Raw genomic sequence first — 24,400 nt, 5'->3', positions numbered from 1 at the left:
GTGGAGTTGGTGACGGCGGCGGTGCCGTGGCCGGTGTCGGGTCGTGCGAGGCGGGCGGGGGTGTCGTCGTTCGGGATCAGTGGGACGAACGCGCATGTGATTCTGGAGGAGTTTGTTGATGGGGTGGGTGCTGTCGAGTCGTTGGCGTCGTGTGTGGCGGCGACCCTGCCACTGCCGTTCTTCTTCTCCGCAAAGACGTCGGATGCGCTGCGCGAGCAGGCTTCGCGGCTGCTGTCACGAGTAGGTTCCGCCGCCGACTCCGATCTCGCCGACATAGCGTGGTCGATGCTGTCCGGTCGGGCAGAACTCGAGCATCGCTGTGTAGTTTTCGCCCGCGACGGTGCTGAACTACGCCGAACGCTTGCCTCGGTCGGGCACGGCGAAGACGCGGCGATCCAGGGTGTGGCCAGGTCCGCAGGGCGTCTGGGGTTCCTCTTCTCGGGCCAGGGCTCACAGCGGGCCGGGATGGGCAGCGAGCTGTACGAGACCTTCCCCGCGTTCGCTTCGGCCTTCGACGAGGTGTGCGCGCACATCGACCCGCTGTGGCAGGTATCGCTGCGTGAGATCGTCTTCGACGACCGTTCGGCGATATCGGATCGAACCGAATTCGCGCAACCCGCATTGTTCGCGATCGAATACGCGTTGTTCCGGCTGCTCGAAACATTCGGTCTGGCACCGGATTACGTGATGGGGCATTCGGTCGGAGAGATAGCAGCAGCCTGCATCGCGGGAGTGTTCTCGGTCGCCGACGCGGCCCACCTGGTGGTAGCTCGTGGTCGTTTGATGCAGGCATTGCCGGAATGCGGTGCGATGGCGGCGCTTCAGGCCTCCGAGAGCGAAGTGATCCCGCTGCTGGGTGACACACTCGACATCGCGGCGGTGAACGGGCCCCGGTCGATTGTGGTGTCGGGTATCTCGCAGGCCGTGGACGAGATCGTCGCGCACTTCGCCGCATCGGGTCGAAAGACCACGCGCCTGCGCGTCTCGCACGCGTTTCATTCCCACCTGATGGCGCCCATGCTGGCCGAATTCGAGAAGGTGTGCGCTGATGTGACATTCGGTGCTCCGCGCATTTCTCTGGTGTCGACCGTGACCGGTGATCGGATATCCGAAGAAATCAGCACTCCCGCCTACTGGGTTCGCCACGCCCGGGCCACCGTCCGTTTCGCCGACGCCGTCACCGTCATGGCAGAGACCGGGGTGTCTCGATTCGTCGAGATCGGGCCCGACGCGAACCTCGCGTCGATGGTGCGGGAATGCCTGACGCACAACGAGTCCGCGTCGGTCATGGCGACGATGCGTGGCGGACGATCCGAGCACAACACGCTACTGACCACGCTTGCCGAGCTCCATGTAACCGGTACCCCGATCTCGTGGGTCACCCATCTCGGCGGTGGCCGGATAGTCGATCTGCCGACGTACCCGTTCCAGCGGCGGCGCTACTGGCTCGAACCTCAATCCGCGACGGGGGACTCGAACACAGATTCCGCCTTCTGGGATCTCATCGATCGAACCGATCTCGACGGTCTGAGACAGCAATTGGGGATCGATTCAGCAGCGCCGCTGGCCGAAGCGATTCCCGCCCTGTCTCGATGGCATACGCATCGACGCCACCTCGCCACGCTCGACAACTGGTCCTACCAGCTCCAGTGGGCCTCGGTCACCGGTCTCTCGGAACGCACGGCGGCGGGGAGGTGGCTGCTGGTCCTGCCCACCGAACTCGCCGACGATTCGGTCGCCGGCGTCCTCGTCACGGCGTCCGGACTGGATCTGCTGGTCCTGACCGTCGCACCCACCGAAGATCGCTCGACCCTGACCGCGCGGCTCATCGCGGCCGCGTCCTCGCCCATCGCGGGCGTGATATCCCTGTTGGCCGCGCAAACCGGCCACGATCCAGATCATGAGGCCGTCCCGTTCGGCCTGCGCGCCACGACCACCCTCAGCCAGGCACTGGGCGACGCGGACCTCGGTGTCCCGCTCTGGCTGGTGACCCGCGATGCCATGGGCGCGGTATCCGGAGACCGGGTGACCGGCGCCGATCAGGCCGTGGTGTGGGGTCTGGCCCGGGTGGCGGCCGTCGAATTCCCCCACCGGTGGGGCGGCATAGTTGACCTGCCGGCCGAGTGCGATTCCGCCACCGTGGCCCTGTTCGGCCGGGTGTTGACGGGGACGGCGGGAGACCAGGTGGCGCTGCGGAATCGACGCGTGCTCGCCCGCCGGATGATCCGCACCGAACTGTCCTCGGCGCAGCCGTGGGAGCCATCCGGCACGATCCTCGTCACCGGTGGGACCGGCGCGCTCGGGTCGCATGTCGCGCGCTGGCTCGCCGATCATGGTGCCGCCCATCTCGTGCTCGTCGGCAGACGAGGCATGGACGCACCCGCTGCCGCGGCGTTGCACGACGATCTGAGAGCCCGGGGCGCCGAGGTCACGATCGAGGCCTGCGATATCGGAGATCGAGATGCCGTGGCCGAACTGCTCGCCCGGATTCCCGACCGACACCCACTCACGGCTGTCGTGCACGCGGCGGGACAACTCGACGACTGCACCATCGACAACCTCACCCCGGAGCGGATGAGCCGTGCCCTGCGCGCCAAGCTTCTCGGCGCCAGGCACCTGGACGAGCTCACCAGGCACCTGGACCTGACAGCTTTCGTGCTCTTCTCCTCGATCGGGGCCACCTTCGGCGCGTACGGTCAAGCCAATTACGCGCCCGGCAACGCCTTTCTGGATGCCCTGGCCGAACGACGCCGCGGCAACGGCCTACGAGCCACCTCGATCGCCTGGGGACCTTGGGCTGGAGACGGGATGGCCGCGGCCCTGCACCGCCTGCAGGACTGGAGCGGAATTCCGGGCATGTCCCCTGATCGCGCGGTCGGTGCGTTGCGGTACGCGTCAGGACACGACCGACCCCACTTGCTCGTCGCGGACGTGGACTGGTCACGCTGGCCTGCTCGCGCCGCCCTACCGGATCCCCTCTACGCGCTGATTCCTGATGTGCTCGCCGAGCGAGGAGAGGCAGAACCGACAGGTACGGCACCGCCACTGCGCACACGGCTGGAATCGACCGGAGAGACCGAACGGGAACAGTTGTTGCTCGAGGCGGTGTGCCGCCACGCCGGCGCCGTGCTGGGCCATGGTTCGTCCAGTGCGGTGGCCAACGACCGCGCCTTCCGGGATCTCGGGTTCGATTCCCTGGCGGCCGTCGAACTCCGGAACCGTCTGGTCGCGGACACAGGTATCGCGCTGCCGCCGACAATCCTGTTCGACCATCCCACCGTGTGGGACCTCACCCGGCATATCCTCGATGAGCTCGACTTCCCCGTCGTCGGTGCGGATATCTCCCCACTCGGGCAACTCGACCAGCTCGAAGCCACATTGGCCACGGTCGTCGTCGACGACCCGGGGACCCGCGATCGAATCGCGGCGAGGCTACGCACTCTGGCGGCCTCGTGGGCGCACCGAGAATCGGCACCTGTCGCGGCGGAACTGGAATCAGCCGATGACGAGGAACTGCTCGCCTTCATTCGCACGGAATTCGGAAAATCGTGAGATCTCGAGGGGTAGTGCAGGGGTTGTCCACAGGGGGACAGATCTCGTTAGCCTTCGATTCGTACGGCGCTCTCGCACAACCGAATTCTCCGTAGTTGCGCGCGATTGACCATGTGCCGCATCGGATTGTGCAGGCACCGAAATCAGCAGGGGAAAGCGATTCAGATGGCAAATGAACAGCAGCTGAGGGAGAACCTCCGGTGGGTCACCACCGAACTGCATCGCGCGCGGCAGCGCCTCGAGGCGGCGGAGCCCGGCTCACCCGAACCGATCGCCATCGTCGGCATGGCCTGTCGATTTCCTGGCGGAATCACCTCGCCCGAACAGCTGTGGCAGGTCGCGGCCGACGGTGCGGACGCCATTTCCGACGTTCCTACCGACCGGGGCTGGGATCTGGCCTCGCTCTACGACGCAGAACCCGGGCAACCCGGGAAGTTCTACACCCGCGGCGGTGGATTCCTCACCGAGGTCGATCGATTCGACGCGGCCTTCTTCGGCATCAGCCCGCGCGAGGCCGATGCGATGGACCCGCAGCAGCGACTGCTGCTCGAGACCTCGTGGGAGGCGTTCGAGGCCGCCGGGCTGGACATCCCCACGCTGCGCGGTAGCCGCACAGGGGTGTTCGTCGGCGCCGCAGGCAGCGACTATCGCACTCTCGCCGCGGGAGCGGTTGCCGATGTCGAAGGGCATCTGCTGACCGGCAACGCCGCCAGCGTCGCGTCCGGCCGGATCGCCTATGTCTTCGGCGTCGAGGGTCCGGCCGTCACCATCGATACCGCCTGTTCCTCCTCACTGGTGGCCATGCATCTGGCCGTACAGTCACTGCGCCGCGGCGAATGTGGGCTCGCCCTCGCCGGCGGGGCGACAGTGCTCGGCACTCCTGGTCTGCTGGTGGAGCTGAGCCGGCAACAGGTACTGGCCGCGGATGGCCGGTGCCGGCCGTATTCGGCGAACGCGGCCGGAATGGGCTGGGGTGAGGGTGTTGGCGTCCTCGTTCTCGAGCGGCTGTCCGATGCGCGTCGCAACGGCCACCCGGTGCTGGCTGTGGTCCGCGGTTCGGCGGTCAACCAGGACGGTGCATCCAACGGGTTGTCGGCTCCCAGCGGCATCGCTCAACAGCGGGTCATCGGCGCGGCATTGGCCGACGCAGGTTTGGTTCCCGCCGACATCGATGTGGTCGAAGGGCACGGGACCGGCACAGCACTGGGCGACCCGATCGAAATCGGGGCCCTCCTTGCTACTTACGGCCGGGGCCGCGACAGTTCGGTGCCACTGCTGCTCGGTTCGATCAAATCGAATATCGGTCATACTCAGGCAGCCGCGGGTGTGGCCGGGGTGATCAAGATGGTGCAGGCGATCCGGCACGGCCTCGCGCCGAAGACGTTGCACGTGGACCAACCGACACCATACGTGGATTGGGCGTCGGGCGCGGTGCGGGTAATCGCCGAGACCACCGCTTGGCCCGAGACCGACCGGCCCCGCCGGGCCGGCGTCTCCGCCTTCGGCATCAGTGGCACCAATGCCCATGTGATCCTCGAAGAGGACACCGCGGAACCGGCACCCGGAGTCGAATCCGAGCCCGCCGCACTCGATTCCGCTTTGCTTCCGTGGGTTCTGTCGGCACGTGGCGAGCAGGCGCTGCGCGGGCAGGCCCGGCGGCTGGCGGAATTCGCCGACGCTCATCCCGAATTGTCCGCCGTCGAGATCGGGTCGGCGTTGGTGCACGGCCGTACGGCGCTCGAACAGCGCGCGGTTGTTCTGGCCGCCGATCGAGCCGAACTCCGTTCAGAGCTCGACGCGCTGGCCGAAGGCGCCGGGGCGCGCCACGTCACCGGGACCGCGCGGGTGGTCGGTGGGGTGGTGCTCGTGTTTCCCGGCCAAGGCACCCAGTGGGAGGGTATGGCGGCTGGGTTGCTCGAATCGTCCCCGGTATTCCGGGAGCGGTTCGCCGAGTGCGAGCACGCGCTCTCGGAGTTCGTAGATTTTTCACCTCGGGCGGTGTTGCTCGGCGAATCCGGTGCGCCCTCACTCCGTCGTACCGACGTGGTGCAGCCGGTGCTTTTCGCGGTGATGGTGTCCATGGCCCGGCTATGGGAGGCATTCGGCGTACGACCGGCCGCCGTGGTCGGGCATTCACAGGGCGAAGTCGCCGCAGCGGTGGTCGCCGGTGCGTTGTCCATGCAAGACGGTGCGCGGGTGGTCGGCCTGCGCGCCAAGTCCTGGGCCGATCTGTCAGATCAGGGGGCGATGGCATCGGTTTCGCTGTCCCACGATCAGGCCGTGGCGCGGATCTCCCGATTCGGTGGCCTGCTGTCGGTGGCCGCGGTGAACGGCCCGGCACACGTATCCATCACCGGGGACAAGGCTGCGCTGGAGTCGCTGCTCGAGGAATTGGACGTCGACGGGATCCGCACGACCAGGTTGCGCGGAATCAACATCGCCGCCCATCACCCACCGCAGGTGGACATCCTGCGCGATCGGTTGCTGGGTGACCTGGCACCGGTATCGCCTCTCGCGACCGCCGTACCGTTCTATTCCACAGTGTCGGGTGGGGCGATCGATACGACCACCCTCGATGCGGATTACTGGTTCCGCAACGTTCGTGAGCCCGTGCTGTTCGAGTCGGCGATGCGCGCGCTCATGTCCGCCGGGTACACGACCTTTCTCGAAATGGGGCCCCACCCCGTGCTCGGCCCCTCGATTGCCGAGACCGCGGAATCGATGGGCGTCGATCCGCTGCTGCTCGGTTCGTTGCGCCGCGACGAGGGAGGCCCGCGGCGATTCGTCACCGCGGTCGCCGAGGCTTTCGCCGCCGGTGTTCCGGTGGACTGGACTACTCAGCTGGGCGCGGTCGCTCCGGAGCGGATTACTCTGCCGCCCTACGCTTTCCAGCGCACCCGTCATTGGATCGAACAACGAAGCGTGCCTGGCGGCGCCCCCTCGGGCACGTCGGACTCGGCCGAGCGCTGTTTCTGGGCCGCCGTGGAGGACGGCGATCTCGGCGCCCTCGCCAGCACGCTCGGCATCGGTGACGGGCTAACCGGCGACTGGAGCGCGGTCTTGCCCGGGCTGTCGGCATGGCGTCGAGACAGTCGAGACGGATCTACCGTGGACCAGTGGCGCTACGCGGTCCGATGGCGGACGGTGTCGGTCAACCGGGCTCGCGCGCTGCCGGGAACGTGGCTCGTCATCGTTCCCGGCGAAGGGGCGGCCGAGATCGCTCGCGATGTCGAATCCGGATTGCGCGCCAGCGGCACGGAATTGATCGCCGCCACCGTGGAGTCCATCACCCCGGCTCTGTCCGAATACCGGTTCACCGGGGTGATCTCACTGGTCGGGCTCGACGAGAGGCCCGCTTCGGAGTACCCGTCGCTGTCGAACGGGCTGTCGCGCACCGTCGAGGCATACCAAGCGCTGGCCGGCGCCGGTATCGACGCGCCGCTGTGGTGCCTCACCAGTGGTGCGGTCACCACCGGCCGGTCGGACCGGCTGCGCAGTGCGGACCAGGCACACCTGTGGGGTTTCGGCCTGGCTGCCGCGCTGGAGGCGCCCGGCCGGTGGGGCGGTGTGGTGGACCTCCCTGAAAACATGGACGATCGACTGTTCGACCGGCTCATCGGGCTGCTGGCGGATGCCGAGGGTGAAGATCAGCTGGCGGTCCGGGCGTCCGGAGTGTTCGCGCGCCGGATGATTCGTTCGCCTCGCTCGCCCCAAGACCGCTCCGGGGGACAGTGGCGGCCGGGCGGGACGGTTCTGGTCACCGGCGGGACGGGGGCGCTGGGTGCGCACGTGGCTCGTTGGCTCGCCGGTGCCGGTGCTCAGCATCTCGTGCTGCTCAGTCGTCGTGGGGCCGCCGCATCGAACACCGACGAACTTCGCGACGAGCTCGAATCACTGGGTGCCGCAGTAACATTCGCCGCCTGTGATGTGACAGATCGGGTCGCGTTGGCTGAGCAGCTGGCGCGGTTGCCCGAACTGAGCGCCGTGGTGCACGCGGCCGGTGTGCCACAAAATACGCCGCTGCGCGAATTGAGCATGCGAGAGCTCGCGGCCGTCACCGCTGTCAAGACCGTCGGCGCCCGGAACCTCGATGAGCTGCTGGCCGATCGACCATTGGAAGCGTTCATCCTGTTCTCCTCGGGCGCCGCGATCTGGGGCAGTGCGGGGCAGGCCGCCTACGCTGCCTCGAACGCTTACCTGGACGCACTCGCCCATACGCGCCGTCAGCGCGGCGCGACGGCCACAGCGATCTCGTGGGGAGCCTGGGCCGGTGGCGGAATGGTCGACGACGCGGTAGCGGCGACGATGCGCCGACTCGGAATCCGTCCGATGGCACCGGAATTGGCCATTCGCGTCCTGGCGCAAGCGCTGGACGACGACGAGACCACGCTGACCGTCACCGATACGGACTGGGACCGTTTCGCGCCCAGGTTCACCGCGGCTCGCCCCAGTCCACTCATCGGCGAGATAGCGGAGGCCGCCACGGCTCTCCATGATCAGGAAACCGAAACCACCGAGTCGCGGTCGACGGGTGTGCCCGCGGGGCTGACCGCGGTCGAGCAACACGACTACCTACTCGCCGCGGTTCGTACCGAAGTGGCCGCGGTGCTCGGCTACGCGGCACCAACCGCAATCGGCCCGGATCGGGCTTTCAAGGATCTCGGCTTCGATTCGCTCACAGCGGTGGAGTTGCGCAATCGGCTCGCGTCCCGACTGGGCATGCGACTGCCCGCCACGCTGGTCTTCGACCATCCCACGCCGGATCACGTGGCCCGGCATCTGCTCGGCGACACGGTCGCACCGGTGTCGTCGACGACGGCGCCTGCCGAGGACGAGGTGCTGGCGATCGTCGGCATGTCGTGTCGTTTGCCCGGTGGGGTGGCGAACCCCGACGATCTGTGGAGTCTCCTGGTCGAAGGTATCGACGCGGTGGCTCCCTTCCCCGACGACAGGGGTTGGGACCTGGATGGTTTGTACGATCCGGAGGGCAGACGGCCCGGCACCGCGTATGTGCGAGAAGCCGCGTTCCTCGCCGACGCGGCGGGATTCGACGCGGAATTCTTCGGCATATCCCCCCGAGAGGCCGCGTCGATGGATCCCCAGCAGCGACTGCTGCTGGAAACGTCGTGGGAAGCGCTGGAACGCGCGGGGATCGATCCGGATTCCTTGCGCGGCAGCGATACCGGAGTCTTCGTCGGAGGCGCCTCGCACGATTACGCGGTACGGCTCATGTCCACCCCGGCGGCCTCCGACGGGTACGCGCTCACGGGCAGCGTCAGCAGTGTGATGTCGGGCCGGATCGCGTATCAGTTCGGGCTGGAAGGTCCTGCGGTCACGGTTGATACGGCCTGCTCGTCGTCGCTGGTGGCGATGCATCTGGCCGGGCACGCCCTGCGCCGGGGCGAATGTTCGCTGGCGTTGGTCGGCGCTGCCGCGGTGATGTCGACCCCGGCGGGTTTCGTGGAGTTCTCGAGGCAGGGTGGTTTGGCCAGAGATGGTCGCTGCCGGCCGTTCGACGCTGCTGCCGACGGCACCGCGTGGGGCGAGGGCGCCGGGTTCGTGGTGCTGGAGCGGCTCTCCGACGCTCAGCGCAACGGACATCGGGTGCTCGCGGTCGTCCGGGGCTCGGCGGTGAACTCCGATGGTGCTTCCAACGGACTGACCGCGCCCAACGGCCCGTCCCAGCAACGAGTGATCCGGCAGGCGCTCACCACGGCGGGACTGTCCGCCGTCGACGTCGACGTGGTCGAAGCGCACGGCACCGCGACAACTCTCGGCGACCCGATCGAGGCGCAGGCACTGCTGGCCACCTATGGGCAGGGTCGGGATCGTCCCCTGTTGCTCGGATCGGTGAAGTCGAATATCGGGCACACCCAGGCCGCCGCGGGACTGGCCGGCGTCATCAAGACAGTGCTGGCCATGCGTCACGGTGTGCTGCCCAAGACCCTGCACCTGACCGAACCCACTCCGCATGTGGACTGGTCGAGCGGTGCGGTCGAACTCATCGCGGTGAATACGGATTGGCCACTCCGCGACCATCCGCGTCGCTCGGGCGTCTCAGCGTTCGGCGTCAGCGGCACCAACGCTCATGTGATCCTCGAACAGGCTCCCGAATCGTTGGACTCGGAAGCGCCGTGTACGCCGCGCACCGCCGCCGAAGCGCCGCTGGTGCCGTGGGTGGTAACGGCCAAATCCGCGGCGGCACTGAGTGATCGACTGTTCCAGCTCGCGTCGGTGAACGAGGCGCCCGGCGATGTCGCCTACTCGTTGGCTACCGGCCGCGCCCACCTCGACCATCGCGTGGTGGTCCTGGGACGTACGACCGAGGAACTGCGCGGGGCGCTGCGAGCAGCAGCGACGGGCGTCGCTGCACCGGAGGCCATCTCGGGAACAGCGACGCGCGGCAAACTCGGGATGCTGTTCTCCGGCCAGGGAACCCAACGGCTGGGTATGGGCCGTGAACTGTATGGGGCCTTCCCCGCGTTCGCCGACGCGTTCGATGCGGTATGCGCCCACTTCGATTCGCTGCTGGATCGTGGACTGCAATCGGTGATATTCACCGACGAGACCACCCTCGATCGAACGGAATACGCACAGCCCGCGCTCTTCGCGCTGGAGGTCGCGCTGTTCCGATTGTTCGAGCACTGGGGAATGCGGCCAGATGTCGTGCTCGGCCATTCGGTCGGTGAGATCTCGGCGGCGCACGTGGCCGGAATCTTGTCGCTGGCCGATGCCGCGACGCTGGTGGCCGCCCGTGGCCGGTTGATGCAGCGGCTTCCCGCGCACGGGGCGATGCTGGCCGTACAAGCCGCTGAAGACGACGTGCTCTCGCTGTGTGGGGATCGGCTGACCGTCGCCGCGGTCAACGGGCCCACCTCGGTCGTGCTCTCCGGCGAGATCGAGGCCGTCACCGCCGCGGAATCCGAGCTGGCGGAGCGGGGCACGCGGACCAAGCGGCTCCGCGTCTCCCACGCCTTCCACTCGGCGCTGATGGAGCCGATGCTCGACGAGTTCGCTCGCGTCTGTGCCGGATTGGAATTCGGCGTGCCGCAGCTGCCCGTGGTCTCCACAGTGACCGGCGCCTTTGCCGAGGACGACGACCTTCGTTCGCCACAATATTGGGTCCGCAACGTTCGCGATGCGGTGCGCTTCGCCGACGGCGTGCGTATGGCGGCCATCGCCGGTGAGATCACTTTCCTCGAGCTCGGTCCCGACGCCACCCTGAGCGTGCTTTCCGAAGACTGCGCCGTGTCGTTCGCGGCACTGCACCCGAGCAGCTCGGAGGAACACGCGGTGCTCGCCGCTCTATCCGAATTGTATTGTCGCGGGGCGGTTGTGGACTGGTCTGCCTTCTTCGCCGACCACGACGCGCGGGCGGTCGAGCTGCCGACCTACCCGTTCCAGCACCAGCGGTACTGGCTCGAGGCGGTCGCGATGCCCGGTGATGCGACCGGTCTCGGACTCGACCCGATTTCGCATCCACTGCTCGGGGCGGGTGTCGCGCTCGCGGAGACGGGCGGATTCGTGTTCACGGGCAAGCTGTCTCGATCGGCGACACCCTGGTTGACCGAGCACGTGATCCACGGCGCCGCGCTGCTTCCCGGAACGGCGCTGCTCGAACTCGTCGTCATCGCCGGCCGTCGACTCGGGTGTGATGTGGTCGATGAACTGACGCTGGAAGCGCCGGTCTCGCTACATCGCGATGTCAGGGTGCAACTACTGGTCACCGCGCCCGATGCGAATGCACGCCGTTCGATCACCGTGTACATCGGGCGCGAGGACGGTCCGGACGGGCAGTGGACCCGTGTGGCCGGCGGCGTACTGGCGGTCGCGAACGACGAGATGCGGGTCGACCCGGTTGTCTGGCCGCCGGTGAACGCCGATCCGGTGACCGTGGCGGGCTACCACGATCGAGCCGCACTCGCGGGCTCCGTCTACGGTCCCGCCTTCCGGGGGCTGACAGCCGTCTGGCGACGTGGGACCGAAGTGTTCGCCGAAGCCGAACTGCCCGAAGACGTCGAATTCTCGGCCTACGGCCTGCATCCGGCCCTGCACGACGCCGGAATGCGCGGCGTGATCGTCGCCAACGAAGACCGCACAGACGAACAGTGGATGCCGTTCTCGTGGCGCGGTGTGCGGATGTCGGAGCCGGGCGCGCGCAGCATCCGGGTACGGATCGTCACCCGTGACTCGGGGGAGTTGGCCATCACCGCTACCGACGAGCACGGCCGGGCAGTGCTGTCGATCGACGCACTGGCGATCCGTACTCTGTCCGCGGAGCAGATCGGCCGCATCCGATCTGCCACCACGGACTCTCTGTTCCAGCTCAGCTGGAGTGCGGCCCCGGCATCGGCGCCCGCGACCGCCCCGGCAGAACTGTTGACACGGGTTGAGAGTTCGGCGACCGGGGACCTGATCGCGCACGCGCATGCCGCGACCTGGGACACTCTGGGCAAGGTCCGAGAATGGTTGTCCGGCAACGGCAACGAGCGTCGGCTCGTGGTGTCCACTCGCCGTGCGATCGCTGTCCGACCTGGTGAGGACGTTCTCGATCTGGCGCATGCCCCGCTGTGGGGTCTGTTGCGCACAGTGCAGGCGGAGTATCCGGATCGACTCGTGCTGATCGATGTCGACGACGCCGACGCAGACGCTCTGGCGGTGGCCGCCACCGCGCCGCAGGGCGAGTCCTGTCTGGCGCTGCGCTCGGGTACGGTCCTGGTGCCGCGCCTTGTTCCCGCCGAGCGGGCTGTGACCGAAACCGAATGGGACGCCACCGGAACGGCTTTGATCACCGGCGCGACCGGCGCGCTCGGATCGCTGGTGGTGCGTCATCTCGCGAGAAGGCACGGGATCCGCAGTTTCGTGCTGGCCAGCCGCCGGGGACCCGGTGCCGACGGCGCGGACGAACTACTCGCCGACCTCGCCGGACTCGGTGCCGAGGTCGAGTTGGTGGCATGTGACGTCGCCGATCGCGCGGCCGTGGAGGCACTGATCGATCGGGTGCCGGCGGATCGCCCGTTGCGGGCTGTCGTTCACCTCGCCGGGGTCGTGGCCGACGGCGTCGTCGACGCCCTCACCCAGGATCGGCTCGACACGGTTCTGCGTCCGAAACTTGACGCGGCCGTTCATCTACACGAGCTGACCAGCGGCCATGACCTATCGGCGTTCGTCTTGTTCTCCTCCTCGGCAGGCGTCTTCGGGGCCGCCGGTCAAGCCAATTACGCGGCCGCCAACGTCTTTCTCGACGCTCTGGCCCAGCACCGGCAGGCCAACGGGCTGCCCGCGGTCGCCCTGGCGTGGGGGCCGTGGAGCCAGGAACGCGGAATGGTCGCGGGACTGTCCGATGTCGATCGTGACCGTTTCCGGCGTGCGGGTCTGATTCCGCTCACGGATGCGGAGGGGCTTGCCCTGTTGGACATCGCCGGAGGGCCGGGCGTCCCGGCCGTCGTGACCGCGAAGCTGGACCGCGTTCGCCTGCGCGAGGGTTCCCAGGACCTGCCGTCCGTCTTCCAGGGGCTGCTTCCGCCGGTGGCGTCGACGGTGCGCGATCGAACCTCCGAACCGGGCGACGACCTGCGCCGGCGTCTGCGGGGCAAAGATGCGGCGCAACGTGAGTCCGTCCTGGTCGAACTGGTGCGTTCCGAATCGAGTTCGGTGCTGGGACACACCTCCGCCACCGCGGTGGGCGCGAACCGGGCCTTCACTGAGCTGGGATTCGATTCGCTGGCCTCGGTCGAGGTCCGCAACCGGCTCGGCCAGATCACGGGACTGCGGCTGCCCGCCACGCTCCTCTTCGATTTCCCGACCCCCACGGCGCTGGCGGCTTATCTCACGACCGAGCTCGGCGATGACGAGGAAGCGCCGGCGGAGCAGCAGTTCGACGACTTCGACCGGGTGCTGGCCGAGTTGCTGGCGACCACTGAGGACGACAAGGACACGCGGGCCCACCTCGGCGCCCGCCTGCGGCGCGCACTGGCCGCGGTGAGCGCGCCGGGCGACAGCGACGCCGACCTCGCGACCGCGTCGAGCGAGGAGCTCCTCTCCCTGATCGATGCCGAATTCGGCTAGCCCGCACACCAACCACCGCTACGAAAACCAGAGACGAGATTGAGTGAGTGATGAGCAGAAACGATGACAACTACCTGAGACGGTTTCACGTCACCGACGATCCCGATGTGTCGCTGGTGATCCTGCCGCACGCAGGTGGTGCCGCAAGCTACTACTACCGGCTCTCGGAGGCGCTTTCGAAGTACTTCCAGGTGTATGCCGTGCAGTACCCGGGCCGCCATGACCGACGCCGTGAGCCGATGCCGAGCAGTCTGGGCGCGCTGGCCACCTGTGTCCGAGAGGAAATCGGTCAGCGGGTGCCGGGAAAGGTCGCGTTGCTGGGCCACAGCATGGGCGCCGCCGTCGCGTACGAGATCGCCGCCCAGTGGCCGAAACAGGCAGATTCGCAGCTGGTCAGCACTTTCGTCTCGGCGCGGGTAGCGCCATCGGTTCCGCTGGATCTGCCCGATGTCCGGTCGACCGCGCACGCGATTTCGGAGATGCACAAGCTGGGCGGAACCGATATGCGAATTATCGCCGACAGTGAATTCTTGGCCGCTGCGGCCGAGACGATGCAGAAAGACTATGCACTCCTGGTCGAATATCAGCGGATGCTCGACGCGTCTTCGGGCCATGTCATCGACAGCCCGATCTACGCGCTCGCTCCGACCAACGACGATCGCGCGCCGATCGAAAAAATGAGGCAGTGGGCACTGAACACACCGAAATTCGAACTCCGCACTTTTGCGGGTGGCCACTTCTATATCAATGACTGCATTCCTGAAATCGTGGAGTACGTGCGCGAGTCGATTCAGCTCGAAACATCGCGTACGGACGCGTTGCACGCGACTTCGGAATTGTCCGGCGGAACAGGGGGAGTTCGATGACCGAGCTTGCGTGGAAAACGGAACCATACCGATCGACCAAAGAGATCTTCGAGATCGGGCAGCTTCCCGAGCTCGGTGTCGTCCCGGAGCAGATGTATGCCTCGGTTATCCGGCCCGAGCGCTACGGCAGATCCGACGAAGCATTCCGCACCGAGCTGATCGATGTTCCGGCCGTTCCACCGGGATTCGTCCTGGTGGCAGTCATGGCGGCCGGCATCAACTACAACAACGCCTGGGCGGCCAAGGGCGAACCGCTGGATGTCATCGCGGCGCGTCGACGCAATGGCGACCCGGAAGACTTTCATATCGGTGGCTCGGAAGGTTCCGGAATCGTGTGGGCCGTGGGGCCGGGCGTGCACAGTGTCGCCGTCGGCGACCACGTCCTGATGGCTGGGGTCCGCTGGGACGAGCGGGCAACGGATATCCGTTTCGGTCGTGAGCCCATGATGTCGGAAACTCAGAAGACCTGGGGCTACGAGCTCAACTACGGCTCGTTCGCTCAATTCACGCTGGTCGCTGAACTGCAGTGCCTGCCGAAGCCCGCGAACCTGTCGTGGGAGGAGTCTTCCTGCTTCCTGCTCACGGCCGCGACGGCCTATCGGCAATTGACGCACTGGTCGCCTAATCGTGTCGAGCCGGGCAAGGTCGTCCTGGTGTGGGGTGCTGCCGGCGGGTTGGGGTCGATGGCGTGCCAGATTGTCGATATATTCGGTGGTCGTGCCGTGGGCGTGGTCTCAGGCAAGGACAAGTTCGATTTCTGCCGGTCGAACGGCGCGGTCGGCGTCATCGATCGGACCGACTTCGACCATTGGGGGCAGAATCCGGAGTCCGGCACGCCGGAGGCCGAACGATGGGCGAAAGAGGTGCGCCGTCTGGGCCGGACGATTTGGGAGATCCTCGGGGAACGGCGCTCGCCGGATATCGTCTTCGAACATCCGGGTGAAGATACGCTCCCTACGTCCCTGTATGTGTGCGATACCAGCGGGATGGTCGTATTGTGCGGCGCGACGTCCGGATTTCACGGAACGCTCGATCTCCGCGTGCTGTGGATGCGTCAGAAACGCCTGCAGGGTTCTCATTACGCGAATCTGAACGAATGCCGGGCTGTTATCGAGCTCGCGGCGTCGGGGAAGCTGAATCCACGGCTCGGCAGCGTGTACGCATTCGATGAGATCGGGCGAGCTCACCAGGACATGGTGGAGGGATCGCAATCATATGGCAACTCCGCGGTGCGAATCGGTGCGGCGTTGCCGGGCGGAAAGGCTTCGACGAGTTGATCGTCCACGACATCAGCCCCGCCGCCCACTACGATCGCGTCACCGACGCCTGGACCCTGCTCCTCGGTCAAGACCTGCACTACGGTGTCTTCGCCACCGCTGAGGAGTCTCTCCCGGAGGCAACCGATCGGCTCACAGCCCTGATGGCCGAGGCCACCGACTTGCACACCGGTAGTCGATTCCTCGATGTCGGATGCGGTGTCGGAACCTCGACCCAGTGGGTCGTACGACGGTACGGTGTCACGGCTGTCGGTATCAGCACCAGCGAACACGGGGTGGAGCGAGCGAGACAGCGTGCGGGTGCGGACGACTCGTTGAGCTTCGAGGTCCGTGACGGCATGCGCAACGGATTCGCCGGCGAATCATTCGACCGCGTATGGGCGCTGGAATCGTCGCATTTGATGCGAGATCGCGCGGGCCTCATCGGGGAGTGCGCTCGTGTTCTTCGGCAGGGTGGTCGATTCACGCTGTGCGACATCGTCCTGGCGAGGCCGGTCGATTTCGCCTCTGTTCGTGCGTTACGTTCCGAATTCGCCTTGCTGAACCGAGTTTTCGGGGACGCCAGGATGGAGACGCTGGACACCTATGGCGAGCTTGCCGCAGCAGCGGGACTGGAGGTCGACCTGCGTCGCGATCTGTCGGCGCAGGTGCGGCCGACCTTCGCCCGCTGGCGGGCCAACGGAATCGCCCATCGCGACGCGGTGTCCGCGTCGATCGGTGTCGTGGGGTGGCGGGAATTCATGGACTCCTGCGACATTTTGGAGCGTATGTGGGACCGGGGGATTCTGGGATATGGGATGTTCTCGGCCAGGAAGATGTGAGGAAACGGGAATGTCATCGATTGGCAAGGTGTTGCGATTCGACGAAGAGAAGGGTTACGGCTTCATCGTCTCGGACTCGGACGAGGAGCATGTCTTCTTCCACGTGAACGAGGCGCGGATAGAAGAGTCCGTCATAAGGCCCGGCATGCGTGTGATTTTCGATGCTCGTAACGGCGACCGCGGGAAATACGCGGTCAACGTCGAAGGCACAAAGACAGATGCAGGCAATGCCGGTGAACCGCTTGCGGCCGACATACCGGGCGGCCTCGACTCTGGTGAGCGATCGCGGCTTACTCGGGAGGAGTTGCTCGACGAGTTCACCGAGCTGATCATTACTGCGGCGCCGGAGGTTTCGGGCCGCGAGATCGCCAATATCAGGCAGGGGTTCGTGGCGCTGGCCGCGAAATACGGCTGGGTCACACCATGCTGACCACGATGGGATCGCAGCCGTTGTCGCATGCGACGTTGTTGCGGCAGGGTGTCGAACGTTACCCCGACGCTGTCGTCTCCACCTGGACCGGCAACGGCTTTCGGCAGGAGAGCTTCGCCCGGCTCGGACGAGACGCGGCGCGCCTGGCTCATCTGCTCGGTGCCCTCGGTATCGAACTCGGCGACCGCGTCGGCACCTTCATGTGGAACAACTACGAGCATTTCGTTGCCTACCACGCCATTCCGGCGATGGGCGCGGTGATCAACCCGATCAATATCCGTCTGTTCCCCGATCAGATCTCCTATATCGCCACCCACGCGGGAGACCGCGTAGTCCTGGTCGACGCCTCACTGATGGACGTCTTCTCGCAGAGCCTGCCATCCATGCCGACCGTCGAGCACGTGATCGTCGTCGGCGGTGAGGTGGCCGCGGATGCGGGCGGGGTGGAATTCCACTCCTTCGAACGATCGCTGGAGGGTCAGCCGGAAATCGACTACCCGTACCCGACGGTACTCGAGGAAACTGCTGCCGGGATCTGTTACACCTCCGGCACGACCGGCGAACCCAAGGGCGTCGTCTATTCGCATCGCTCGAACTGGTTGCATGCCATGTACCTGTGTTCGGCCAACGGTCTGGCGATCAGCCGGACCGACCGTATCCTGCCGGTGGTTCCGATGTTCCATGCCAACGGCTGGGGCTTGGCACACGCGAGTGTGATGGCCGGCGCGGCGATGCTTTTGCCCGACAGGTTCATGAAACCCGCGGACCTGCTGGCGATGATGGCAGCCGGGCGGCCGACATTCGCCGCCGCGGTACCTACGATCTGGACCGGGGTACTCGCGGCACTCGATGCCGACCCGCAGGACATTCGGCACCTGCGGGAAATCATGGTTGCGGGCACAGCCCTGCCGCCTGATCTGCTGTCCGCCTACGACGAGCGTCACGGTGTGCGGATGCTGCACGCCTGGGGAATGACGGAGACCTCACCGTTGGTGACCGTAGCCAGGCCTCCCGCCGGATGCGACCCCGCCGACGAGACCGCGTATCGGCTGACGCAGGGCAGGTTTCCGGTGGGCGTGGACGCCAGGCTCGTCGACGACACCGGCGCGGTGCTACCGCGAGACGGTATCGCCGTCGGCGAAGTGCAGGTCCGTGGCCCGTGGATCACCGCGGGCTATCACTCGAGCGACGACTCGCCGCAGGTGTTCGACGATGGCTGGCTGCTCACAGGTGATGTCGGTCATATCACCGACACGGGGTTCCTGACCCTGGTGGACCGCTCCAAGGACCTCATCAAATCCGGTGGTGAGTGGATCTCGTCCATTCAGCTCGAGAACGCCGTGATGGGCCATCCCGACGTCGTCGAGGCCGCGGTCATCGGCGTCTCGGACGCCAAGTGGGGTGAACGTCCGCTGGTGGTCGCGGTCCTGCGGGACGGCAGCACGGTCGACGAGGCGGTCCTGCGCGCGCACCTGGCAGGGCAGGTGGCCAAGTGGCAGCTGCCGGACCTGTGGAGGTTCGTGGGTGAGATACCGAAAACGAGCGTCGGGAAGTTCGACAAGAAACGGCTGCGCGATATCTATCGCCAGTGTGATGGTCCATCGAGAAGGAGTACGAAAATGTCCGAGGCGCGTGCTGTGATCGTTGCGGCGATCACCTCGATTCTGGCTCGGCGCGGTACCGAATTCGGCGACCTGACTCCGGATCTGAGGCTGGGCGCGGAGCTGGGTTTCAGCTCGCTGGAGTTCGCGGAATTGTCGGCGCAACTGGAGGACAGTCTCGGACACGATCCGTATTCGGCCGGCGACTTCCTCGATACTGTCGACGACATCGAGGGCTACTACACCCGAGTGCCTTCCTCGATCGCGGAACGTTGAGAAGTCGATGCTGACCGATGTGCTGCGGAGCCGTGTCCGTGCTGACGGTGATCGGGTCTTCCTGCGCACCGACCGAGCAGAACTGACCTACCGCGATGTGCTGGGGCAGCTGCCGGCCTCGGCCGAAAGACTCACTGCATTGCGCGGTGCGATACCGGCATCGGTGGCTGACGATCCGCTCGAGGCCATCCTGTTCCTGTTCGCCGCCTGTGCGGCCGGTGCCGAACCGTGTCTGTACCCGGCAGGTACCGACCACGCGATGGCGATCGAATACGCCGAGCGTTTCGGGCATTCGCCGATCGGCTTCGGTGCCTGCACCGCGGCTCGAATCGGTGCCGACGGCTCTCACCCGACGGAGCCCTCGATCTCGATCCTGACCAGTGGAACGACCGAGAAGCCGAAGGCAACGCGACATCTGTGGCGCACTCTGCTGACATCCGCCGCGCAGGGACACGACGCGAAGGGCGCGTCGGAGGCGGTGTGGTTGCTGGCGTACAACGTCAATCAGTACGCCGGGCTACAGGTGCTGGCTCATGTGCTGATGACCGGCGCGACGTTGGTGATCCCCCGGGGCAATCGCCCGGCCGAGGCACTGGACGCGATCAGCGCCCACGGTGTTACCCACATCAGCGCTACTCCGACGTTCTGGCGGATGTTGCTGGCGTCGCTCGATCGTCACCGCGGCGCTGATCCCGAGCTGCGGCAGATCACCCTCGGTGGGGAGGCCGCGTCCGATCCGTTGCTACGACAACTTCGTGCCCGTTTCCCGGCGTCGCGGATCTCGCACATCTACGCGACCAGTGAGATCGGTTCGTCGGTGGCCGTGAGCGACGGCCGGGCAGGTCTACCGCTGACGGTTCTGCGGCGCGACGCGGACGACCTCGTCCAATTCCGGGTCGTCGAGGGTGAGCTACAGGTCCGTTCGAAGGTCGGAATGCTCGGATACCACGACTCGGAGATCATCGGTGCCGACTGGTTCTCGACAGGCGACCTGGTGGAATTGCGCGATGAACGCATCCACTTCGTCGGTCGAGTGGGCGGCGCGATCAATGTCGGAGGCGTGAAAGTTCACCCCTTGCAGGTGGAAGAGGTGATCGCGGCCGTCGCGGGAGTCGAATTGGCTCGTGTCTACGGTCGCCCCAATCCGGTTACCGGAAAGATCGTCGCGGCCGAGGTAGTGGCCAAGCACGGCCATGATCCGGAGTCAGTGCGCCGTGACGTACTGGATTCCTGCGACGCACTGCCGGAAACGCACCGGCCGCGGCTCGTGAAGATGGTCGATTTCCTGCCGTTGACGCAAAACAAGCTTGATAGGCGAACAAGATGAACGAACGTGTTGTCATAGTGACAGGTGGAAGCCGTGGTCTGGGGGCAGGCATTGTGCGGTCGTTCCTGGATGCCGGTGACCGAGTGGCGACCTGCAGCCGATCGTCGACCGCATTCATCGAGGACCTGCTGTCGGACGGATCCGTGGCGCCGCGACTGTTCCACGCGGAGGTCGACGTATGTGACCGGCTCGCCGTGGAGGGCTTCGTCAACGACGTCCATCGGCGCTGGGGCGGCGTCGATGTGCTGGTCAACAACGCGGGTGTGGCCAGAGACGGCGTCATCGGATTGGTGTCCGACGACGACATCGACACCGTCATCGATCTGAACCTGAAGGGCACCGTATACATCACGAAAGCCGTGGTCCGGAAGATGCTGGCAGCGGATGCGGGCGGGCGGATCGTCAATATCTCCTCGGTGGTCGGCCTGGCTGGTTATCAGGGCCTGTCGATATACAGCGCGACCAAAGCCGGATTGGACGGTATGACCCGCTCGCTGTCTCGCGAGCTCGGTCCCCGCGGTATCACGGTGAATTCTGTGGCACCGGGCTATCTGTCGACCGAATTGAGCCACGGTCTGACCGAGCGGCAGCTCGATCAGATTCGGCGGAGGACACCGCTGGGTAGGCTCGGATCGCCCACCGATGTCTCGGCTGCCGTGCAGTTTCTGGCATCCGCGGAAGCCGCGTTCATCAGCGGCCACGTCCTGGTGGTAGATGGCGGTCTCGCGGCCTGATCCGAAAACCGAAACAGCAGCTGGCGAGCGCACCATCCGGTCCGGCCGGGCCGCGTTCGCCAGGTCGTCGAGGCGGCACCGTCCCCTTTGCCGACCGACTCACATCGCAGTTTGCCGGGTGGGTCGCGGGCGGTGCCGGAGCCATGTGCAAGTGGTCGAACCGGACGGGACCGACTCCGGCCGGTATGCGGTCGAGCCGACGTGATTGAATATCGATGCGGGGGTGTCTTGGACACCGGCTAGAGCGAAAGGGCGTACGGCATTGCAAACCGGGATGGTTCTCCTGATCATTCTGGTGCTGACGCTCGTGTTCGTAGCCGGTGCGTCGACCTATCGGCTGGTGATGTTGCGCCGCGGGGGCACGGCCGCACTCCTACGTTCACTGCCCGCGCGCGGCGGCCAAGGCTGGCGGCACGGGCTCATTCGCTACGACGAGGATCGCCTCGTCTTCTTCAAATTGACCAGCCTGAAATTCGGACCCGACTCCACGGTGCATCGGCAGGGCCTCGAGATCGTCGAGCGCCGAGCGCCGCAGGGCGACGAATTCGACATCATGAGCGATGACATCGTGGTGGTAGCCGTCACCGATCCGCACAGCAAATTCGAGCTCGCGCTCGACCGCGGTTCGATGGCGGCTTTTCTGTCCTGGGTGGAGTCGCGACCGTCCGATCGCGCCCGCCGCACTCGTGGAGGCCCGTCGTGAGCGTGCATTTGACCCGGATCTATACCCGCACGGGTGACGACGGGACGACCGGTCTCAGCGATTTCTCCCGTGTCGCCAAGAACGATCCCCGGCTGATCGCCTACGCCGACTGCGACGAGGCCAACGCGGCTCTCGGTGTCGCTGTCGCGCTCGGTGCGCCCGAGCCCGCTGTGCTGGCGGTGCTGCGACAGATCCAGAACGATCTGTTCGACGCGGGCGCCGATCTGTCCACCCCGGTTGTCGCCGAACCGAAGTACCCGCCGCTGCGCATCACCCAGCCCTATATCGACCGGCTGGAGAAGTGGTGCGACGAGTTCAACGACGGTCTGGCGCCGCTGAATTCGTTCATCCTGCCCGGCGGCACGCCGTTGGCTGCGTTGTTGCACACAGCCCGCACCGTGGTGCGCCGCGCCGAGCGATCAGCGTGGGCGGCCGTGGAAGCGCACCCCGACGACACCGGTGTGCTGCCCGCGAAATACCTGAACCGACTCTCGGACCTGCTGTTCATCCTCAGCCGGGCGACCAATCCCGCCGGCGATGTCCTGTGGCAGCCCGGCGGCGGGCTGCCACGCTGAAAGCGACTCTCCGGCGCGGAGAATCGGTCGGTTTCTTGTTCATTCGTGGCAGGGGGGCGTGTCGTCGCGTGACGGTCGATAAGCTGGCGTGGTGAGCGAACGGTTTCTGGTCTCCGGCGGCAATCGACTCGTCGGCGAGGTCGCGGTCGGCGGCGCGAAGAACAGCGTGCTGAAGCTGATGGCTGCCTCGTTGCTGGCCGAGGGCACGACCACCATCACCAACTGCCCGGACATCCTCGATGTCCCCTTGATGGCGGAGGTGCTGCGCGGCCTCGGCTGCGATGTGACGATCTCCGACGACGTCGGCGGCGACAACTCGGTGGTGACCATCGAAACCCCCGCCGAGCCCAAGTACCACGCGGACTTCCCCGCGGTGACCCAGTTCCGCGCCTCGGTGTGTGTGCTCGGTCCGCTGATGGCGCGCTGCAAACGCGCCGTGGTGGCGCTGCCCGGTGGCGATGCGATCGGTTCGCGACCCCTTGACATGCACCAGGCGGGCCTACGCCTGCTCGGTGCGACCAGTGCGATCGAGCACGGTTGCGTCGTGGCGTCGGCCGAACAGTTGCAGGGCGCGCGGATCCGCCTCGACTTCCCGTCGGTGGGCGCGACCGAGAACATCCTGATGGCCGCGGTCCTGGCCGAGGGGGAGACGGTCATCGACAATGCGGCGCGCGAGCCCGACATCGTCGACCTGTGCACCATGCTCGTCCAGATGGGTGCGCAGATCGACGGTGCCGGTTCCTCCGTGCTCACCGTGCAGGGCGTCAAGAGCCTCTCGCCCACCACGCACCGGGTGATCGGTGACCGGATCGTCGCCGCCACCTGGGGGATCGCCGCCGCGATGACCACCGGCGATGTCCGGGTCACTGGCGTCAACCCCAAGCACCTGGCCCTGGTGCTGGACAAGCTGCGTTCGGCCGGTGCGCGAATCTCCTACGAGCCCAACGGCTTCCGGGTCGTACAGGCCGAACGTCCGCGCGCGGTGAACTTCGCGACGCTGCCGTTCCCCGGTTTCCCGACCGACCTGCAGCCGATGGCCATCGGTCTGGCCGCGATCGCCGACGGCACCTCGATGATCACCGAGAACGTCTTCGAGGCGCGGTTCCGGTTCGTGGAGGAGATGATCCGGCTCGGCTCCGATGCCCGGACCGACGGTCACCACGCGGTGGTCCGTGGGATCCCGCGGTTGTCCAGTGCGCCGGTCTGGTCCTCCGACATCCGTGCGGGTGCGGGCCTGGTGCTCGCCGGCCTCGTCGCCGACGGTGTCACCGAAGTGCACGACGTCTATCACATCGACCGCGGTTACCCGAGGTTCGTCGAGCAGATGCAGGCGCTCGGGGGACAGGTCGAACGGGTAGATGCGCCGAAATAGGCCGCTGACCAGCCGATTTGACTTCGTGTTGGTCGGCACGTAACTTTATTCGAGTCAGAGCGACACGGACACCGACTCAGCCACTGGCTGGGACACGAGGTAGGACGTTGAGCGCCTGACTGATCATGTGTTCAGGGTTACATACTTCGGAACTTGCTTCCGGGGTTGGCCATGAGCTAAGTTTGAACTCTTGCCTCACCGAAACCCCTACGAGAAGTTGTGGGTAGAAGTGTGTGCGTGTGTTCTTTGAGAACTCAATAGTGTGTCGATGAATGTCAGTGCCAATATTTATATTGGTTCCAGCCTTCGCGTACCCCCCGGTCGTGGAAGGTTGGACATTGAAAAACAACAGCGAACTTTTTGCTGGTGTTTGGCTTTGCTAGGTTTTCGGACTCTAGTTAGATAATTTTGATTGCGCCCTTCGGGGTGTTTTCGAGAGTCTTCAACGGAGAGTTTGATCCTGGCTCAGGACGAACGCTGGCGGCGTGCTTAACACATGCAAGTCGAGCGGTAAGGCCCTTCGGGGTACACGAGCGGCGAACGGGTGAGTAACACGTGGGTGATCTGCCCTGTACTTCGGGATAAGCCTGGGAAACTGGGTCTAATACCGGATATGACCCAAGGTTGCATGACTTTGGGTGGAAAGATTTATCGGTACAGGATGGGCCCGCGGCCTATCAGCTTGTTGGTGGGGTAACGGCCTACCAAGGCGACGACGGGTAGCCGACCTGAGAGGGTGACCGGCCACACTGGGACTGAGACACGGCCCAGACTCCTACGGGAGGCAGCAGTGGGGAA

General features: G+C 66.0%; 12 protein-coding genes and 1 rRNA gene. All 13 read left to right on the top strand.

What is annotated here, in order from left to right; genetic code table 11:
* Positions 1 to 3,552, top strand: coding sequence for an SDR family NAD(P)-dependent oxidoreductase (locus tag ACWF99_RS33730; RefSeq protein WP_452538377.1), 3,552 nt, complete (start codon positions 1 to 3; stop codon positions 3,550 to 3,552).
* Between the two features lie 165 nt (positions 3,553 to 3,717).
* Positions 3,718 to 13,620 (top strand): type I polyketide synthase, encoded by a 9,903-nt coding sequence (locus ACWF99_RS33725; protein ID WP_452538376.1) that lies wholly within the window; start codon positions 3,718 to 3,720, stop codon positions 13,618 to 13,620.
* A 50-nt stretch (positions 13,621 to 13,670) separates the two neighbouring features.
* A complete protein-coding gene (locus tag ACWF99_RS33720) occupies positions 13,671 to 14,486 on the top strand; it encodes a thioesterase II family protein (RefSeq protein WP_452538378.1) in 816 nt (271 codons plus the stop codon).
* Positions 14,483 to 15,763: a crotonyl-CoA carboxylase/reductase gene (gene ccrA, locus ACWF99_RS33715; RefSeq protein ID WP_452538375.1), complete on the top strand. Its 1,281-nt coding sequence runs from the start codon at positions 14,483 to 14,485 to the stop codon at positions 15,761 to 15,763. The genes ACWF99_RS33720 and ccrA overlap by 4 nt, the downstream gene beginning before the upstream one ends.
* A complete protein-coding gene (locus tag ACWF99_RS33710; protein ID WP_452538374.1) occupies positions 15,760 to 16,584 on the top strand; it encodes an SAM-dependent methyltransferase in 825 nt (274 codons plus the stop codon). The genes ccrA and ACWF99_RS33710 overlap by 4 nt, the downstream gene beginning before the upstream one ends.
* A gap of 10 nt (positions 16,585 to 16,594) precedes the next feature.
* Complete coding sequence (locus ACWF99_RS33705) at positions 16,595 to 17,014, top strand: cold-shock protein (RefSeq protein WP_452538373.1); 420 nt, start codon at positions 16,595 to 16,597, stop codon at positions 17,012 to 17,014.
* Positions 17,015 to 17,019: 5 nt separating this feature from the next.
* Positions 17,020 to 18,891, top strand: coding sequence for a long-chain-fatty-acid--CoA ligase (locus ACWF99_RS33700; protein WP_452538372.1), 1,872 nt, complete (start codon positions 17,020 to 17,022; stop codon positions 18,889 to 18,891).
* A 7-nt stretch (positions 18,892 to 18,898) separates the two neighbouring features.
* Positions 18,899 to 20,218: a class I adenylate-forming enzyme family protein gene (locus ACWF99_RS33695; protein ID WP_452538371.1), complete on the top strand. Its 1,320-nt coding sequence runs from the start codon at positions 18,899 to 18,901 to the stop codon at positions 20,216 to 20,218.
* Positions 20,215 to 20,952 carry a 3-oxoacyl-ACP reductase FabG gene (gene fabG, locus ACWF99_RS33690; RefSeq protein ID WP_452538370.1) on the top strand — a complete coding sequence of 246 codons (738 nt, stop codon included), beginning with the start codon at positions 20,215 to 20,217 and terminating at the stop codon, positions 20,950 to 20,952. The genes ACWF99_RS33695 and fabG overlap by 4 nt, the downstream gene beginning before the upstream one ends.
* 274 nt (positions 20,953 to 21,226) lie before the next feature.
* Entirely contained in the window at positions 21,227 to 21,655 is a 429-nt protein-coding gene (locus ACWF99_RS33685; protein WP_378639396.1) for a DUF2550 domain-containing protein, read from the top strand.
* Entirely contained in the window at positions 21,652 to 22,230 is a 579-nt protein-coding gene (locus ACWF99_RS33680) for a cob(I)yrinic acid a,c-diamide adenosyltransferase (protein WP_378639398.1), read from the top strand. Before ACWF99_RS33685 ends, ACWF99_RS33680 begins: the two co-directional genes overlap by 4 nt.
* Positions 22,231 to 22,321: 91 nt before the next feature.
* Positions 22,322 to 23,602 carry a UDP-N-acetylglucosamine 1-carboxyvinyltransferase gene (gene murA / locus ACWF99_RS33675; RefSeq protein ID WP_452538369.1) on the top strand — a complete coding sequence of 427 codons (1,281 nt, stop codon included), beginning with the start codon at positions 22,322 to 22,324 and terminating at the stop codon, positions 23,600 to 23,602.
* Positions 23,603 to 24,044: 442 nt separating this feature from the next.
* Positions 24,045 to 24,400, top strand: a 16S ribosomal RNA gene (locus tag ACWF99_RS33670); the annotation flags it as partial.

The sequence above is a fragment of the Nocardia sp. NPDC055002 genome, assembly GCF_053608825.1.
This window is presented reverse-complemented; position numbering and strand designations above follow the sequence as displayed.